The organism is Bacteroidota bacterium, assembly GCA_008933805.1.
GTDB lineage: Bacteria > Bacteroidota > Bacteroidia > UBA8524 > UBA8524 > SB11.
The window spans coordinates 1-17894 of sequence record WBUH01000005.1; the positions used below are offsets into that span (position 1 = coordinate 1).

The following is a 17894-nucleotide window of genomic DNA, read 5'->3' on the forward strand; positions in this document are numbered from 1 at the left end:
CAAGCACAGGGCTATGCACAGGTATTTACTGAATTAGAAAACTACTTGGCAGAGATTACCGGCTTTGCAGCCACATCATTACAACCAAACGCAGGTGCGCAAGGTGAGTATGCAGGTTTGTTGGTTATCCGCGAATACCTTATCAATAAAGGCGAAAGCCACCGTAACATCGCGTTGATTCCTGCTTCGGCACACGGTACTAACCCTGCCAGTGCTGTAATGGCCGGTATGAAGGTGATTGTAACCAAAACCGATGAAAACGGTAACATTGATGTACAAGACCTTCGTGAGAAAGCTGAAGCCAATAAAGACAACCTTGCTTGTTTGATGGTTACCTACCCAAGTACACACGGTGTGTTTGAAGAGACCATTAAAGAAATTACTGCCATTATCCACGGATTTGGCGGACAGGTATATATGGACGGTGCAAACATGAACGCCCAAGTGGGACTAACCAGCCCCGGTATGATTGGCGCGGACGTTTGTCACTTGAACTTGCACAAAACCTTCTGTATCCCTCACGGTGGCGGTGGCCCCGGTATGGGACCTATTTGTGTGGCCGAACACTTGAAACCATTTTTACCCGGCCATGCTGTGGTGAAAACCGGCGGTGATAAAGCCATTACAGCTGTTTCAGCAGCACCTTGGGGTAGTGCCAGCATTTTGTTGATTTCGTATTCTTATATCCGCATGATGGGCGGCGATGGCTTAACCAACGCTACCAAATGGGCGATATTTAACGCCAACTACATTGCCAAACGTTTGGAAGGCCACTACGATGTGCTTTACAAAGGCAAAAACGGACGTTGCGCCCACGAAATGATTTTGGATACCCGTCACTTTAAACAAACTTCAGGTGTTGAAGCAACTGATATTGCTAAACGTTTGATGGACTACGGCTACCACGCCCCTACCATGTCGTTCCCTGTGGCAAATACCATTATGGTTGAGCCTACTGAGAGCGAAACCAAAGCTGAGTTGGATAAATTTATCGACGCGATGATTCACATACGTCGCGAGATTATTGAAATTGAGGAAGGCACTGCCGACCGTAACGACAACGTATTGCACAACTCGCCACACACTGCCGAAGTAGTGATGGCCGATACTTGGAGCCATGCTTACACTCGCGAGAAGGCCGCATTCCCTACCTCGTGGGTGCGTCACGCTAAATTCTGGCCTGCGGTAAGCCGCGTAGATAATACCTACGGCGACCGTAACCTAATTTGCGCTTGTCCTCCGTTGGAAGACTACATGGCTGAGCCTGAAGCAGTGAGCATGAACTAAACCACGACAGGTTAAAACCTGCCGCTATTATTATTACCCTTTCAGTAAAGACTTAAGTCCTTACCGAAAGGGTAATTTGTTTTAGCACGGGGTTTCAACCCCGTACCTTACTAAGGAAATTACATTGTATTATCAGTTGGAAATCACCCCAACATACCCGCCACAAAGCCGGTACTCCATGCTGCCTGAAAATTAAACCCGCCCGTAATACCGTCAACGTCCAGCACCTCACCTGCAAAATATAAATTGGGTATTACGCGGCTTTGCAAGGTTTTCATATCCACATCGTCAAGACTGATGCCGCCTGCCGTTACAAACTCTTCTTTGAAGGTGGTTTTGCCTTGCACCGCATACTCATCGTTAAACAAGGTATTTACCAAACGGTTAAAATCCTGCTTACCCATATTGGCCCATTGCAACGTAGGGGCTATACCCAACCTATGCAAAAAGAAATCCCACAGACGGCGCGGCAATTCATAAGGTGCTAATGTGCCCACCTGTTTCAGCTTGTGTGTTGTTCTAAACTCAGTGAGGTAATTCCGTACCTCGTCCTCGTTCTTCGCCTCGTGCCAGTTTACCGATAGCGTGCATTTGTAGTCCTGCTCAGCCATCCAACGTGCCCCCCACGCCGAAAGTTTAAGCACCGCCGGGCCGCTCATGCCCCAATGGGTAATTAATAAAGGGCCTGTATAACTAAACTTAGTCGCATTTATACGCACCCTTGCATTAGGCACGCTCACCCCCATTAGCTGTGTAACGGGGTTTTTAGGCATATTAAACGTAAACAACGAGGGGACAGGCGTTTCTACCCTGTGCCCTAACTCCTTCAACCATTGCAGGCCGCTTTCTTTAGGGCTTCCACCCGTGGCTACAATCAGCTTTTCAGTGATTAGGTGGTCGTTATTAGTGGTTAACGTGAATCCGTTTTCTATCGGGGTTATTTTATCAATACCCGTATTGGTGAGTATCTCAATTTTTAGTCGGCGGGTTTCAGCCATCAGGCAATCAATAATTGTTTGCGAGTCATCCGTTACCGGGAACATCCTGCCGTCGGCCTCCGCTTTCAGTTTCACTCCGCGTACCTCGTACCACTCAATCGTATCTTTCACGGCAAAGCGGCTAAACACCTGCCGCAGCTCCTTCTCTCCGCGCGGGTAATGGCTGCTTAATTTCTTCGTATCAAAACAGTGGTGGGTAACGTTGCACCTGCCCCCGCCCGATATTTTCACCTTGGCCAGCAGCTTATTGGTTTTTTCTACAATGGCAACCTTGGCATCGGGATGGTGGTATTTTGCAGAAATAGCTGCAAAAAAACCTGCCGCACCACCGCCTATCACAATTACATCGTATTTTGTACCCTGAACTGCCACGTTAAAATTTTTTACAAATGTGCACGTTTACCCATAAAGCATGAAATTAGTTTTATCCCTGTTCTCCTTATTTTTATCGGCAGCACTGTTTGGGCAACTCTCAGAGCAACATTACCCCAACGGAAACCTGCAATGGCGAGGACAGTATAAAACGTACAGGGTAAAAATTACATTTGGTTACGACATCACAAAAGTGAAAAACGGTACTTGGGAGTATTTTTATGAAGACGGTAACCCCGCCCTTACCTCCCACTACAAAGCAAAAAAGAAGGGGGCTATACCCAAGGGAGTTTGGGAATACTACAGCACCGACGGTGAGTTGCTGAAAAAAGAAACCTACAAACACGGCGACCTTACCCACGAGGAGTTTTTTACCACAGGATTATACAAATACACCACCGACAGTTTTAGGCTGGTGCAGTTGCGACCCGATACCATGCTGGTAATAAAATACCTGCGTGGCGACCCCTACAGCGATTTGCTGGTGAACAACGGCAAAGGAGTTTATACCTTCCCTAAACGACTGAACGATGAACGCTTGGCGTATGAAACGCCTGCCCTTGCCGACGATGGTTTTACGTTAAAAGATACGGGCGCAAACATTATTGGCAACTACAGCTTTGAGCTTTGCAAAGACGACGGGTATTTTGATAATGAAATTCGCGGGGTGGCCGATACTTTCATTCATCATTGGTATGTGGCTACGGGCACACCGGATTATTTCAGGGGGATGAAAAATGCAGCCCGCACGGGCGATAAGTTTTGCGGTATCCGTATCTACAGCCGCTCAGAATACCTTGAGTACATGGAAAACCAATTTAAACAGCCCTTGCAGGCAGGCCGAAAATACTGCACGCGGGCGTTTTTCAGGCTGCTGCCCGGTGCAGGATTGGCCACTGATGCCATTGGTTTTAGGTTTGATTCTACGCTGCTCAAATTTTACTACCGTGCCGCAGTATTGCCCATGCCCGATATTATCAACAAACCGGGGCAAATGCTGACGGAGAAAAAGCGTTGGATGCAATTAACAGGACTTTATACGGCTAAGGGTGGTGAACGCTACTTAACCATTGGCGGGTTTAAGGCGTTGGGAGCGCAAAATGCCAAACAAGTGAATGAGAACGAAAAACAGGAAGCCTATTATGTAATTGATGATATTTACGTGTGGGAGGTGGAAAAAGAGAGCGATTGCCCCTGCAATGCTTATACGGTGCCCGATAGTTTAAAAACACAGCCTAAAATAGTTACTACCCGAAAAGACACTACCCAATACACGGTAGGAAAAACTTTTGTGCTAAAGAATATCTTTTTTGATACCGACAAAGCAGAACTATTACCCAAATCGTTTGTGGCGTTAGATTCGCTGGCAACGTTGCTATATGAATATCCTACAATGGAGATAGAAATATCAGGTCATACCGACAGTATGGGCAGCAACGAGCGCAACGTGGTGTTATCATTAGAACGTGCCCAAGCAGTAGTTGAATACTTGAAAGAATGGGGCGTAGAGTCGCACCGACTCACCTTTGCGGGGTATGCCTCTACCCGACCCATTGATACCAACCAAACCGAAGCCGGCCGCCAAAACAACCGCCGCGTTGAATTTAGGGTGATTAAAATGTAATGTGATTATGACACCGGGTTGAAACCCCGTGCTAAAATAAATTACCCTTTTTCGGCAGACTTAAGTCCGCCGCAAAAGGGTAATTGCAAAAGCGATAGGTTTTAACCTGTCGCACCAAAGTAAAAGTACTGTTATTTCGTCAAACCAATCTCGCGCAAGCGTTCGTGCAGGTACTCTCCAGCAGTAATATCATCCCATTGTTTAGGGTGGTTTTCATCAATACAAGAGGGTAAACAATCTAAACGCATGGTACTGCGCGGGTGCAAAAAGAAGGGAATAGAATAACGGCTGGTATGCCACAACTCACGCGGCGGATTCACCACACGGTGGGTAGTGCTTTTTAGCCTGCCGTTGGTATGGCGTTGCAACATATCGCCCACATTCACAATAATATGTTCGGGTAGGGCTGTAACAGCTACCCACTCACCTTTTTTGTTCAATACTTGCAAACCGTCGGCACTGGCACCCATCAACAGCGTAATCAGGTTAATATCTTCGTGCTCACCTGCACGCACACTGTTTTGAGGCTCTTGGGTAATAGGCCCGTAGTGTATAGGGCGCAATATGCTGTTACCGTTCTTTATCTTATCGTCAAAGTAAAATTCGTCAAGACCCAAAAACAACGCTATGGCTTGTAGCATTTGCTTGCCTGTACTTTCAAGCGTGCGGTATGCTTCAATACCGGCTTTGTTAAAACCGGGTACCTCTTCGCACCATACATTCTCAGGGTATTCATTTTTTATCGGGTCACCGTCGGTAACCTCTTGGCCAAAGTGCCAAAACTCCTTCAAATCCGGTGCTGGACTGCCTTTTGCATGTTCCCTGCCAAAACTTGTATAACCGCGCTGCCCGCCCTGTCCTTCAATTTCATACTTACGTTTCACATCTTCCGGCAAGGCAAAAAAGTTTTTCACCTCGGCGTACAAACGCTCGCGTAGTTCATCACTAAAGTTGTGGTTTTTTATGGCCACAAAACCAATTTCTTCGTAAGCATGGCCTAATTGCTGCACAAATGCTTGCTTGCGGGCCTCATCACCCGAAACAAAATCAGATAAATCTACTGAAGGTATCCCCAATGAGTGTAACATATTTTTACTAAAAAGCACAAATATAGCCATTGACTGTTTCTTCAATATGATTAAAATCACCGTAAAAAAGCCTTTGGCATAATTTTTTATAAAGCTTAGGTTTGAAGAATAATTTATGATACTGCGAACCGAACACCTTGTGAAACAATACCGCAAACGCCGTGTGGTGAATGATGTGAGTGTGAATGTGCAACAGGGCGAGATTGTGGGACTGCTTGGCCCTAACGGTGCAGGCAAAACCACTACTTTTTATATGGTGGTGGGCCTGATAAGCCCGGATGAGGGAACTATATTTTTAGAAGATGAAGATATTACCCGTTTGCCCATGTATAAGCGTGCCCAAAAGGGTATTGGGTATTTGCCCCAAGAAGCTTCTGTATTCAGAAGGTTGACGGTGGAAGATAACATTAAGGCCGTGCTTGAGATGACGAAACTAAGCAAGGCCGAACAAAAGGATAAACTGGAGGTGCTGCTGGAGGAATTTAGCCTGAACAGAGTGCGCAAAAACATGGGAAATGTACTAAGCGGAGGTGAACGCCGTCGTACCGAAATTGCCCGTGCATTGGCAGTTGATCCCAGCTTTATTTTGTTGGATGAGCCTTTTGCAGGGGTTGACCCTATTGCGGTGGAGGATATACAAAACATTGTATCGAAATTGAAGCAAAAGAACATCGGGATATTGATTACCGACCATAATGTGGATGAAACGTTGGGTATTACTGACCGTGCTTATTTGCTGTTTGAAGGTAAACTTTTGAAACACGGCAGTCCCCAAGAATTGGCCGACGATGAAATGGTGCGCCGTGTGTATTTAGGACAGAATTTTAAACTGAAACGATAGCTCAGGCATCGGGAATAAATCCCGATGTTATTGATAGAATGATGGGCTATCTATCCGTAGCATTGGGTCTATGCACTTAATGCGCTATAATAAAAAAGCCCCTTGCAAGTATGCAAGGGGCTTTTTGTTTTATGGTTGGCGCAGATTATTCTACTACAACCGTTTTAGAAGCTTTGTTATAACCATCAAACACAGTTACAAAGTACATTCCTTTGGCACGGCCTTCAAGATTTACCTCAAGGGTACCGGGGTTGTTTTGTAAAGTGTTGGTGTAAACAGTTTTTCCGTTAATATCATACACAGCAACAGTAAGTGTATTGCCTACTGGTACACGACCCATATCAATAGTAACTTTACCGGTTGATGTAGGGTTAGGGTACACATTTACCAACTCATCCAACGTGATGGTTTCTATTCCCAATGGGAACACATAAATGTAATTGGCTTTGGTTTTGGTATTATTACCCAATGGGTTGGTTGCTTTTAGGGCAATGGTATAAATACCGGTTTGGGTAAACTTCAGTTTAGGATTTTGGCTGGTTGATGTAGTACCGCTAACGTACTGTGCATTACCGGGGGCAACAGTCCATTCCCATTGGGTAGGGTTGTTGGTGGTAGCATCAGTAATCACCAAGGTATCGCTTGGAGATAGTTTGGTACGGTTTACATTAAAGTCAGCTATTGGAGCATTACCGCCTGTGTTGCTCACTGTAATGTAGTTAGTTACGGTTTTCACATCGCTGCCATACACGTTACCTACTGTTAGTTTCACAGTATAAGTTCCGGTTTGGGTAAATGTTACTTTAGGGTTTTGACTGGTATTGCCTGTGCTGCCGGTGAAGCTAAATCCGGTTGAAGGTGTAATCTCCCACAGGTAAGATGTAGGGGTGTTTTTTGATTTATCTTCAAGGGTAATTTCAACGTTCACATTTACAGTAGTGCTAAAGGTGCTGAAATCAGCAACGGGTTTTAAGGTTATTTTACGGATGGTGTGGTTTAACACATCTGTTACGTACAACTCATCTTTAGCAGCGTTAAACGCCAACGAGCCGGGGAAGTTAAAACGGGCATTTTCACGTTGTCCGTCAGCAGTACCTGATTCGTTAAATTTACCTGCAATGGTAGATACTTGTCCGTTGCTTATTTTACGAATGGTATTAGCTTGTCCGTTACGGCCATCAGCTACATAAATATTTCCGAAAGCATCAACAGCCAAACCGTTGGGCGAAGAGAAGGTTGCTGCGTTTGCAGAACCATCTGTGCCGCCTGTGCTACCGTTTCCGGCCACTGTGCTTACAGTAAGGTTGGTTAAATCAATACGACGGATACGGCGGTTGTTTGCATCAGCTACTAATAGTGATGTGCTGCTTTCCAACTCAACAGCTATAGGCAAATCAAACTTGGCAGAAGCGGCTGCACCGTCGGCAAAACCAAACGAGCCGGGAGTACCCGCTAATAGGGTCACGTTTCCGTTAGCGTCAATTTTGCGGATACAATCGTTAAACGCATCGGCTACGTACATAACACCGCTTGCTTCATCAATAGCTATATCAGTAGGTGAATTAAAACGGGCGGCAGTGCCTTGTCCGTTCACATAATCACCAACAGAATTTCCGTTTTGGTCTTCCCCTGCATAAGTAGTTACCACCTGTCCGCTACCGGCTGAGGTAAACTTGCTTATTTTACGGATAGAGTGGTTTAGCATATCTGCTACAAATACATCTCCGTTTGAGTTAACGGCCATACCCATAGGAGTATTAAAGCGAACGTTAATCCCTGTTCCGTTAATGTAATTGGCATTCATGCCGTTGGCAGGGTCGGCTGTAGAACCCACGCGAGGGTACAAGTTACCGTCGGCAGGGTTGTACATCAATACACGGTGACCGAATTGCTCAGAAACATACATTCTTCCGCTGGCGTCAAAAACAATCCCGTAAGGTTCATTAAATTTTCCATTGGCAAGGGTTACCGTAGAAATACCGGTAGAAGCTGAACCGGCTTGTCCTGCAAAGGTAGTAACGGTTTGTGCGTTAGCAAATAAGGTAATAAAAATACTAAAAGTAAGTACAGCAAGTTTTTTCATCATAGCCTTTAACAAATATTTATGCAATACTAATATAAATAATATCAAAACAGAAAAGGATGCCCGTAGCATCCTTTTCTCAACTTATTATAGCAAAGCCGTTTTCTATTGTTGTATCATCTTCTTTTGGTCAACAACAACATCGTTGATAATAAGCTTATACACCAGTGTATTGGGTATAGCTCCTTGCGCTGTGTATTCCACTTGTCCGTCACCTTTAATACCTGCTACATTGTACGTTGTGATTGCTTTGTTGGTAGCCACATCATACACTTCAATGGTTGCGGTTTTAGCTTGTGCAGGAATAAAGAACTTTATAGTGGTTGAGTTGCTAAAAGGATTGGGTACGTTTTGGTACAACTTTGCTACCTCGGTAGCACTTAAGTTTCCGCTTTCAGGCGATACCACAGTCTCCTTTTTACCCAAACTTTCCAGCAAAGCATCTATGCGTTGATTGGTTTTAACCAGTTCTTCGGTAAGAGCTTTTATTTGTTTGTCTTTCTCCTCAATTTGTGCTTGCTGTTCTTTGATGGCGTTGATGGTAATGTACTTAATAGCATCCCCGTCAAAGCTCAGGTACTCTTCCTTGTTTTCGTTTTGGTCGATATAAGTATGCTTTCCTACCATGTAAGGAGCAACTTCCTTAATTTCTTGTGCCAATACACCCACAAACTCTTGGTTGGTACTGATGCCTGCTGCGCCATTATATTTAAACCAAACAGGATTGATTTTATTAATTGTGCTCAAACCTTCGGTAAAGGGTTTAATATCTTTTTTCAAACGTTGGTCTGATACTATTACCCATGAACCGCTACCTACTTTAGCACCATCGCTGGTAGAAAGTTGCAATTGATGGGTAGGGGCATTGGTACCAATACCCACGTGGTAAGTTCCGTTAACGGTAGTATCACCCAATACCATGCAGCTATCACATAGCACCGTTCCTTTGTGCGCTATAACAGCTCTGTTTACACTATTATCAGGCAACGCAGCATTGTTTCCTATTACTATGTTGTTATCAGAGTTATCACTAGCTGTTGAGCCTGAACCTATACAAATGTTACTATCGGAACTTAGAGAGTTTGAACCCGCATCAGAACCTAAATATGTATTTTCATAGCCTGATGCATTATATCCTGTTGAGTAACCTAACAAGGCGTTGTTTGAACCTTGAATTGAATACCCTGAACCGTAACCGATAAAAGTATTGAATTTCCCTATCGCGTCAAACCCCGTAGCACTGCCAATAAAAGTGTTATTCTCAGCCAAAGAATCTTTTTTACCTGCATTATTGCCCACATAAACATTACTCCTGCCGGTAGTTAAACCGTACCCTGTTTCATGTCCCATCACCAAGTTGTTACTACCTGTCGTATTATTATACCCTGCGCTATAGCCTATAAATGTATTTCTTGAATATGTATTTGTGCTTGTGTTACACTTATAACCTGCATAGGCACCTATAAAAGTGCTGCCTTTTGAGATAGTACTGCTGTAACCGGCATTATAACCGATAAAAGTGTTGTACTCTCCGGTTGTGTTTGAATAGCCTGCTCCGATACCAAAAGCTGACCCGAATTTACCTGAGGTATTGCTCTGACCTGCTTGCATTCCTACAAACAAGTTGTTAGAAGTTTGAACCACAAACGGGGTATCGTTGTAGCGGAATACGCTGCCTGCCGATATATTAAAATCACCTGCAAGGTCTAGTTTCCAAACCGGGGTTACTCCAATACCTACTAAATCGGTTGAGGTTTGCAAAACAGTGGTTCCTGAACCACCAGAAATAAATTGTGCTGAAAGTTGCTTTTGAGCAGATAACAGTAAAATACCGCCTGCGACTAATAGTTTTAATGATTTCATTTATTCGATAGATAAGTGTACTGCAATATAAAAACGCAAAAGGGGGCTTGCGCCCCCTTTATGTAAATTTTATATTTCTTTTCGATAAACTTTTCTATCAGGCAAACAATGGGTTTGAGTTGATATAGTCGTTCACATTACCTTCAATATCATCCAAGATGTGCTCATAACTGCGTTTCTCAAATTTATCGCCGGTAATTTTTTCAAACAGCTCAATGTAGCGTTCAGTAATACTGTTCACCACTTCATCGGTCATATCGGGCAGCTTTTGATCTTTTTCGCCGTAAAAGCCGTTTTCCATCAACCACTCGCGCACAAATTCTTTTGAAAGTTGCTTTTGCTCCTCCCCTTTCTTTTGGCGCTTTTCATAGTCATCTTTATAAAAATACCTCGATGAATCAGGGGTGTGCACCTCATCAATCAAGATTATCTTTTTCTCGTCGTTAAAACCAAATTCATACTTGGTATCCACAAGAATAAGTCCCCTGTCGTTTGCAATTTCGCTACCCAAGGTGTACAATTTCCGTGTGTACGCTTCAAGTTGCTCCAGGTCTTTCTTCTTAAGCAACTTTTGGGCAAGGATATCCGCCATTGAAATGTCGGTATCGTGGCCTACGTTGTTTTTAATGGTAGGGGTAATGATTGGCGCAGGAAGCGGGTCGTTTTTCTTTAACCCTTCGGGCAAAGTAACTCCGCAAATCTCGCGACCGCCTTTTTCGTACACGCGCCAAGCGTAGCCCGCCAAGTATCCACGTATTACAAACTCAATCAAAATAGGTTCGCATTTAATACCTACCGTCACGTTAGGATCGGGGGTGGCAATTTTCCAATTGGGCACCTCGTGTGCGGTAGCATCTAAAAACTTAGCAGCTATTTGGTTAAGTATTTGTCCTTTATAAGGTATCGGACGTGGCAGCACGTGGTCGAACGCCGAAATACGGTCGCAAGCAACTACTACAAGGTGCTTGTCTTTAATGTTGTAAATGTCGCGCACCTTGCCCCTGTGAAACGATTTCTGGTTTTTCAGGAAGAAGTTGGTGGCTATTAGTTGTGATGTGGTAGTATTCATAAGATTGCGGTGCAAGTATAAGCACTTTCTATTAAAGCTATAAAAAACAGTAAGTTAAAAAATACCCACAAATAATCAAGGGACACCCCTTAATTAATTGAATAATAATTTATTAACGTTTATTCTTTCCTTCCTCTTCGTGGCTCTTATCGTAGGCTTTCACAATTTCTTTCACAATTTTGTGACGCACTACATCATTAACGGTAAGGTAGGCTATTTTAATCCCCTTAATCTTATCCAAAATTTTAACCGCCTTTATCAAGCCTGATGGCATGTTGCGCGGCAAATCTACTTGAGTAAGGTCGCCGGTGATAATTACCTTAGCATGAGGCCCCATACGAGTAAGGAACATTTTTAACTGTGAGTCGGTAGCATTTTGTGCCTCGTCCAAAATCACATAACAATTGTCCAGCGTACGCCCGCGCATAAACGCCATCGGAGCAATCTCGATGATGCGGTTCTCAATCATGCTTTTCAGCTTATCAGGGGGCAGCATATCATCCAACGCATCGTACAAAGGGCGCAAGTAAGGGTCTATCTTCTCCTTCAAATCACCCGGTAAAAAGCCAAGGTTCTCCCCTGCTTCTACCGCGGGACGCGCCAGTATAATGCGTTTAATTTCTTTGTCCTTCAAAGCCTTCACCGCACAAGCAACCGCAGTGTAGGTTTTTCCCGTACCCGCAGGCCCTATGGCAAACACCACATCGTTCTTGGCCACATACTCCACCATTTTGCGTTGGTTGGCCGTACGTGCCCTCACAATTTTACCGTGGTTACCATATACCAGCACATCGTCTTTGCCGGGGGGCAATACATCTGCTATATCTGCTTCTTGTGCATCCAAAATTTCGTGTACTGTGGTTTCTTCCAGTTTACCCGACCTTTTAAGCGCAAGCAACAGTTTATCAAATTTTTCGCTAAAGTCGGCGATATCTCCGGCCTCACCGTTCAACTTCACCGCATTTCCCCTCGAAACAATTTTTATCCCGGGATATTTTATTTGTAACAATTTAAGGGTGCTGTTGTTAGCTCCCCATAGCTCCACGGGGTTTACCCCGTCAAGCAGAATGAATTTTTCGTTCAACAGATTTAAAACTAATTTTGCTGCTAATTTAACTCATATTTACCCACTGTGCCAATATTTACACTCACTACCGACTTAGGAAAAGATACGCACTTATTGGCAAAGGCAAAAATGAGGTTGCTGGCAGCCTTGCCAACGGCCACTATTATTGATGTTGCACACCACATCACACCTTTTTCTATCGATGAAGCCGCTTACATGATGCGCACCTGTGTAGATGATTTTGAACAGGGAACCATTCACCTTATATCGGTTGATGTAGATTTTAAAAAGTATCCCAACTTATTGGCTTGTGTGTACAAGGGTCAGATTTTTATTACTGCCGATAACGGATTGCTCACCCTTTTTGCCCCAGCCGACGAAACGGTATATTATAAATTGCCCTACGAAGAGATGCCCGAAGGTAATTTCTTCCCCCTTAAGCACGCACTGGTGCCTGCTGCCATTGCCATTGCACAAAATGGTATTGAGAAGGTGGGTAAACGCATTGACCACGTGCTTGAAAAATTATTAGAGCAACCGCTGGAGAGCAAAGACAAGTTGCGCGGACATATACTGTATGTGAACAACTACAACAATGCCATTACCAATATTACCCGTACCATGTTTGATAATGTGAGGGCTGGTCGCAATTTTGAGGTGGTGCTGAATTACTTTGACAGTATTAATAGCATCAGCGAACACTACAGCGATGTGGAAGAAGGCGAGAGCCTTTGCTTTTTTAATGAAGACGGTTTGCTTGAAATTGCTGTGAACCGTGCCGAAGCCAGCCAACTGTTGGGACTTGAAAAAGGCAAACGGGTAACAGTAGAGTTTTTTGACAGCAACCCGTCTAGTAGTGCTGCCAAAACCCCCAAAACAGGAAGTTTGTTATAAAATCAGAGAGTGTTTTTTAGGATATGATTACCCGTATAGTTAAAATGACGTTTAGGCCGGATGCCACGCAGGATTTTTTGCAGGTGTTTGAAGAATCAAAAGAGTTGATACGCAACTTTGAAGGCTGCCAATACCTTGAGTTGCTGCGCGAAAAACCCGATGGTAATGTGTTTTTTACCTACAGCCGCTGGAATGCTGAGGAAAACCTTGAAACGTATCGACACTCTGAATTGTTTGCTACCACCTGGGCACGCACCAAAGTGTTGTTTGCCGGTAAACCGGAGGCTTGGACGGTGGACGTGCTGCACAGCCTGAAATAAACACCCCGATGCACATCCGCGAAACCATTGTTGTTGAAAACCTTGCTCGCCCAAAGGGATTAGAGCAATACCTGCTACACAACCGCAGGGGGTTTAAAAAAGAGCGGGTGTTATTGCTGTTTCATAAAAACTGGTTACTGCTGAATGATGCGCAACCCAATGAGGAGGATTTGGTGAAAAACGGGGACGTGATAAAAATCTTATCGCCCTATACCTCTCACGAAAAAATATTTGCCGAAAACATTCCCCTTGAAATAATTGCCGAAAGCCCACATTGGATTGTGATTAACAAGCCATCCGGCATGGCCTGCCACGGGGGATTGGGCACCTATTACGGGACTTTATTAAATGCCTTGGCCTATTACTACCAAAGCACGGTGCAAACTACCGAGCTGGAAAACGGCTTAGTACATCGTTTGGATAAACATACTTCGGGCTTGATTGTGGTAGCCAAAACCATTGAAGGCAGGGAATTACTTATTCCCCAGTTCAGGGAAAAGGTTGCATTACGTAAGTACACCGCATTGGTGCATGGCATTGTAAGTGCTGATGAAGGCACGGTGAATATTCCTATCGGTCGCAATCCCGATAATCATTTAGACATACGTGCTTACCCTGACGGTAGCCACGGCAAAGAAGCTATTACCCATTACACCGTTCTTAGCCGCAATACGGATACCTCTTTGCTTGAATGTGTGTTGGAAACCGGCCGCACCAACCAAATACGCATCCATTTGCAATTTACCGGCCACCCCATTGTGGGCGATAAACGTTACCCGCCCCTCAATTACGAGGTAACCGAACCCCGTTTAATGTTGCATGCTCATTTACTCCGCTTTAATGGTGAAAACGGAAACCCGCTTCAATTTGAGGCAGCTATGCCTTTTACGGTATAACCTGAATATAAAATCCAGGGCTTTTGCGATGTAACATCGCGAATGGTTTAAAACCATTCGCGATGCACCCCTACAATAGCGGCGGGCTTTATGCCCGTCGGGGGGATGAGATGCCCATCGGGGTTCGACAGGTATAAAACCTGCCGTTATTGAGAGTTTGCAGCACAAAAAACACGGCGTTTGCCCCAATATTACCCTGAATATAAAATTCAGGGCTTTTGCGATGAACATCCCGAATGGTTTTAAACCATTCGGGATGCAACCCTACAATAGCGACGGGCTTTATACCCGTCTTCCCTACCAAGTACAAAATATTCTTTCGTCAAATACACGTTAATTAGTTATTTCGCAGCAAAATGGGTAAGAATAAATTAAAACGCTGGGATTTACTGCTCACCTTTCCGCACGTGTTTCAATTCCCCGAAGGGATGCAAGGCACTTGGGGCGAAAAGGTATTTAAAAACAACAATCCCATTGTGCTTGAGCTTGCTTGCGGCAAGGGCGAGTACACGGTGAATTTGGGCAAGGCTTTCCCCAAAAAAAATTTTATTGGAGTAGATATTAAAGGCCACCGTATGTATAACGGGGCTAAACTGGCGTTGGACGCAGGAATGGGCAATGCAGCATTTTTGCGCACCGACATTGAAAAGATTGACCAATACTTTGCCCCTGAAGAGGTGAGCGAGATATGGATTACCTTCCCCGACCCGCAGCCCCAACTGAGCCGTGCCAAGAAACGTCTTACTCACCCTCGTTTTCTTAACCTTTACAAAAACATTTTACGTAAAGGCGGCACTATACACCTAAAAACAGATAACACACCCTTGTACGAGTTTACAATGGAAGTGATAGAAGAGCTTTGCCTGCCTGTGATACGCAACACTGCCGATTTGTACAAAGCACCGTTTTTGGATGATTACCTATCCATTAAAACCACTTACGAAAAGATATTTACCGAAAAAGGTGAGGTAATTAAGTATGTGCAGTTTGTGCTGCATTAAAAGCAAAACACTGTGAGCGTAAAACACCACTACGACAGCCATTTGGGCAACTTTTACAGTTGGATGGCCGGCGATTTTGCTGCCCAGCAGCAAGCACAGCAAGCCATCTTTAAACAGTTTAAAATAAAGCCCCCTAAAAACAACATTGCGGTTGATTTGGGTTGCGGGCACGGTTTGCATGCTGTTTCGCTGGCCAATTTGGGTTTTAGTGTGGTAGCTATTGATTTTAACAAGCAATTACTGCAAGAACTTAAAAGCAATAAGGGCGGGCTGGATATAGATGTTATAGAAGACGATTTCACCAAGTTTAAAACCCGCATACTCACAGCCGGGTTGGCTGTTTGTATGGGCGATACCATTGCCCACCTGCCATCGGTTGAAGTGCTGTTGCAATTTTTTAAAGATGTATACGAGCGGCTTGAAAAACGGGGGAAATTTATTGTTTCGTACCGTGATTACGGCGTTGCACTTACTGATGAACAACGGTTTATCCCCGTACGTAGTGATGAAAACCAAATACACACCTGTTTCTTAGAGTATTTTGCCGATAGGGTTCGGGTGACTGATATATTGCACCAAAAAGACGGGAAAGGCTGGAAACAGTCGGCAAGTTCGTACTACAAACTACGCCTTGACAGGGCATTGGTGGATGAATTGCTTGAAAAAGCCGGCTTCACTATTGATACCACTGAAAACATCAACCGTATGTGGTATTGCGTGGCTAAAAAGGGATAGCTTTCCGATACTATCTACCCCGACTCCGGGGGGACATGGAACGTCGGGCAAGTTTAGATACCAGCAGAAATTTTGAATAAAGCTTGCTCCCCAATGTCCTCCTCGAGAGGAGGATTTAGGAGGAGGTTATTGAGTTTCAACATAATTCACAATCTTCATTTACAATCCGTCAATAAAACGAAATAAACGGCTATGAAAATAGCTGATAAAACAAACAACTATGCTTACAACAAAAAACTGAAGCCTTTTGCTAACTCACTAAGGAAGAACATGACCAAAGCTGAAGCCTGCTTATGGAAGTATGTTTTGCGTGCAAGGAAAATGAAAGGGTATCTATTCAGACGGCAGCGACCTGTTTCAACTTACATAGCTGATTTTATGTGCAAGGAGTTAAAATTGGTAATTGAGGTAGACGGGTGGACACATACAAGAGATTATGTTTATCGAAAGGATATCGTTAAGCAACAAGAACTGGAAAGACTTGGATTTACATTAATACGATTTACGGATAATGAAGTACTTAACGATATTAATAACGTTGCATTGTATATCGAACGATGGATTGAGGATAATGAAACCCGGATTTTCCACCCCCTACCCCCGCCTGCGGGGGACAATCAACGTCGAACAAGTGTTTGATACCCAAGGAAATTTTGAATACGGTTTGCACCCCAATGTCCTCCTCGGGAGGAGGATTCAGGAGGAAGAAAACAGAAGCAAGTCAAAAAGTGAAATCAAGCCCCGACTGCGGGGGACAATGAACGTCGAACAAGTATGTGATACCCAAGGGAATTTTGAATACGGTTGGCACCCCAATGTCCTCCTCGGGAGGAGGATTTAGGAGGAGGAAAACAGAAGTAAGTCAAAAAGTGAAATCAAGCTCTCGGCTACGGGGGACAATGAACGTCGAACAAGTATATGATTCCCAAGGAAATTTTGAATACGGTTTGCACCCCAATGTCATCCTCGGGAGGAGGATTTAGGAGGAGGAAAACAGAAGTAAGTCAAAAAGTGAAATCAAGCCCCGACTGCGGAGGACAATGAACGTCGAATAAGTGTTTGATACCCAAGGAAATTTTGAATACGGTTTGCACCCCAATGTCCTCCTCGGGAGGAGGATTTAGGAGGAGGAAAACAGAAGTAAGTCAAAAAGTGTAATCAAGCCCCGACCCGCTTAGGAGAACGAACGAATCTTAACAATCGAAAACGCTACTCAAAAAGTTTGCTCCTTCGAGCGTGGTGATTATTGCGTAAAGACTTTACGCCATCAAGACAAGTATGAATCCGACCAATGCCGGAACTCCTTGTTTGAAAAATATACTCTTATCGGCTGAAATGGCTCCGAAAATTGCAGCCACAATAATACAGCCAAGGAAAAATAATGCAATATTATGTTGCCATATACTATCTGTGATGAGTAGCGACCAAATAAGACCCGCAGCCAAAAAACCGTTATAAAGCCCTTGATTAGCAGCTAATCCTTTTGTGTCGTGAAATAAATGTTCCGGCAAGGACTTGAATGTTTTTTTGCCTTTGGTTTCCCAAGCAAACATTTCAATCCATAAAATGTACAAGTGCTCAAGTGCTACTGCTCCAACAATTATTTTTGCAATAATTCCTACGGTTCCTTCCATAAATACATTGATTATTGAAACAAATTTACAAAATATCTTTTGCCCTGAGCTAACAGAAACATATTGAAAATCAAATCAATAAGCTACCCTACTAAATCACGCCTTCACTTTTTTTGATGCCCT

At 44.0% G+C, this 17894-nt stretch carries 17 protein-coding genes; 10 read left to right on the forward strand and 7 right to left on the reverse strand.

The window, feature by feature from the left end; all coding sequences use genetic code 11:
• Positions 1 to 1287 (forward strand): aminotransferase class V-fold PLP-dependent enzyme (locus F9K23_06205; GenBank protein ID KAB2916788.1); only part of this gene is annotated, 1287 nt, incomplete at its 5' end.
• 143 nt (positions 1288 to 1430) lie between these two features.
• Here F9K23_06205 and F9K23_06210 read toward each other — a convergent pair.
• Entirely contained in the window at positions 1431 to 2657 is a 1227-nt protein-coding gene (locus tag F9K23_06210; GenBank protein ID KAB2916789.1) for an NAD(P)/FAD-dependent oxidoreductase, read from the reverse strand.
• 40 nt (positions 2658 to 2697) lie between these two features.
• On the opposite strand from F9K23_06210, the gene F9K23_06215 reads away from it, so the two are divergent.
• Complete coding sequence (locus tag F9K23_06215) at positions 2698 to 4281, forward strand: OmpA family protein (protein ID KAB2916790.1); 1584 nt, start codon at positions 2698 to 2700, stop codon at positions 4279 to 4281.
• Between the two features lie 131 nt (positions 4282 to 4412).
• On the opposite strand, the gene F9K23_06220 is transcribed toward F9K23_06215, so the two are convergent.
• Positions 4413 to 5369, reverse strand: a complete 957-nt coding sequence (locus F9K23_06220) for an isopenicillin N synthase family oxygenase (protein ID KAB2916791.1) — start codon at positions 5367 to 5369, stop codon at positions 4413 to 4415.
• A 115-nt stretch (positions 5370 to 5484) separates the two neighbouring features.
• On the opposite strand from F9K23_06220, the gene lptB reads away from it, so the two are divergent.
• Positions 5485 to 6210, forward strand: coding sequence for an LPS export ABC transporter ATP-binding protein (gene lptB / locus F9K23_06225; protein ID KAB2916792.1), 726 nt, complete (start codon positions 5485 to 5487; stop codon positions 6208 to 6210).
• 145 nt (positions 6211 to 6355) lie between these two features.
• Here lptB and F9K23_06230 read toward each other — a convergent pair whose 3' ends face one another.
• The 4 genes from F9K23_06230 to F9K23_06245 form a co-directional block, all read right to left on the reverse strand.
• Complete coding sequence (locus F9K23_06230; GenBank protein KAB2916793.1) at positions 6356 to 8365, reverse strand: PKD domain-containing protein; 2010 nt, start codon at positions 8363 to 8365, stop codon at positions 6356 to 6358.
• A 33-nt stretch (positions 8366 to 8398) separates the two neighbouring features.
• The gene (locus tag F9K23_06235; protein KAB2916794.1) at positions 8399 to 10156 is read right to left on the reverse strand and encodes a hypothetical protein; all 1758 of its coding nucleotides are present in this window, start codon (positions 10154 to 10156) and stop codon (positions 8399 to 8401) included.
• A 97-nt stretch (positions 10157 to 10253) separates the two neighbouring features.
• Positions 10254 to 11225 carry a phosphoribosylaminoimidazolesuccinocarboxamide synthase gene (locus F9K23_06240; protein ID KAB2916795.1) on the reverse strand — a complete coding sequence of 324 codons (972 nt, stop codon included), beginning with the start codon at positions 11223 to 11225 and terminating at the stop codon, positions 10254 to 10256.
• Between the two features lie 112 nt (positions 11226 to 11337).
• A complete protein-coding gene (locus tag F9K23_06245; GenBank protein ID KAB2916796.1) occupies positions 11338 to 12309 on the reverse strand; it encodes a PhoH family protein in 972 nt (323 codons plus the stop codon).
• A gap of 48 nt (positions 12310 to 12357) precedes the next feature.
• On the opposite strand from F9K23_06245, the gene F9K23_06250 reads away from it, so the two are divergent.
• From F9K23_06250 to F9K23_06280, 7 genes are all read left to right on the forward strand, one after another.
• Positions 12358 to 13185, forward strand: coding sequence for an SAM-dependent chlorinase/fluorinase (locus tag F9K23_06250; protein ID KAB2916797.1), 828 nt, complete (start codon positions 12358 to 12360; stop codon positions 13183 to 13185).
• A gap of 23 nt (positions 13186 to 13208) precedes the next feature.
• On the forward strand, positions 13209 to 13505 hold the full coding sequence (locus F9K23_06255; GenBank protein KAB2916798.1) for an antibiotic biosynthesis monooxygenase: 297 nt from the start codon (positions 13209 to 13211) through the stop codon (positions 13503 to 13505).
• On the forward strand, positions 13472 to 14401 hold the full coding sequence (locus tag F9K23_06260) for an RluA family pseudouridine synthase (protein KAB2916799.1): 930 nt from the start codon (positions 13472 to 13474) through the stop codon (positions 14399 to 14401). Before F9K23_06255 ends, F9K23_06260 begins: the two co-directional genes overlap by 34 nt.
• Before the next feature lie 157 nt (positions 14402 to 14558).
• Positions 14559 to 14738, forward strand: coding sequence for a hypothetical protein (locus F9K23_06265; protein ID KAB2916800.1), 180 nt, complete (start codon positions 14559 to 14561; stop codon positions 14736 to 14738).
• A gap of 19 nt (positions 14739 to 14757) precedes the next feature.
• Positions 14758 to 15402, forward strand: a complete 645-nt coding sequence (trmB, locus tag F9K23_06270) for a tRNA (guanosine(46)-N7)-methyltransferase TrmB (GenBank protein ID KAB2916801.1) — start codon at positions 14758 to 14760, stop codon at positions 15400 to 15402.
• Between the two features lie 12 nt (positions 15403 to 15414).
• Positions 15415 to 16137 carry a class I SAM-dependent methyltransferase gene (locus F9K23_06275; GenBank protein ID KAB2916802.1) on the forward strand — a complete coding sequence of 241 codons (723 nt, stop codon included), beginning with the start codon at positions 15415 to 15417 and terminating at the stop codon, positions 16135 to 16137.
• Positions 16138 to 16329: 192 nt separating this feature from the next.
• Positions 16330 to 16776 (forward strand): DUF559 domain-containing protein, encoded by a 447-nt coding sequence (locus F9K23_06280; protein ID KAB2916803.1) that lies wholly within the window; start codon positions 16330 to 16332, stop codon positions 16774 to 16776.
• A 620-nt stretch (positions 16777 to 17396) separates the two neighbouring features.
• Here F9K23_06280 and F9K23_06285 read toward each other — a convergent pair.
• Positions 17397 to 17771 (reverse strand): DUF1304 domain-containing protein, encoded by a 375-nt coding sequence (locus F9K23_06285; GenBank protein ID KAB2916804.1) that lies wholly within the window; start codon positions 17769 to 17771, stop codon positions 17397 to 17399.
• Positions 17772 to 17894: the final 123 nt, after the last annotated feature.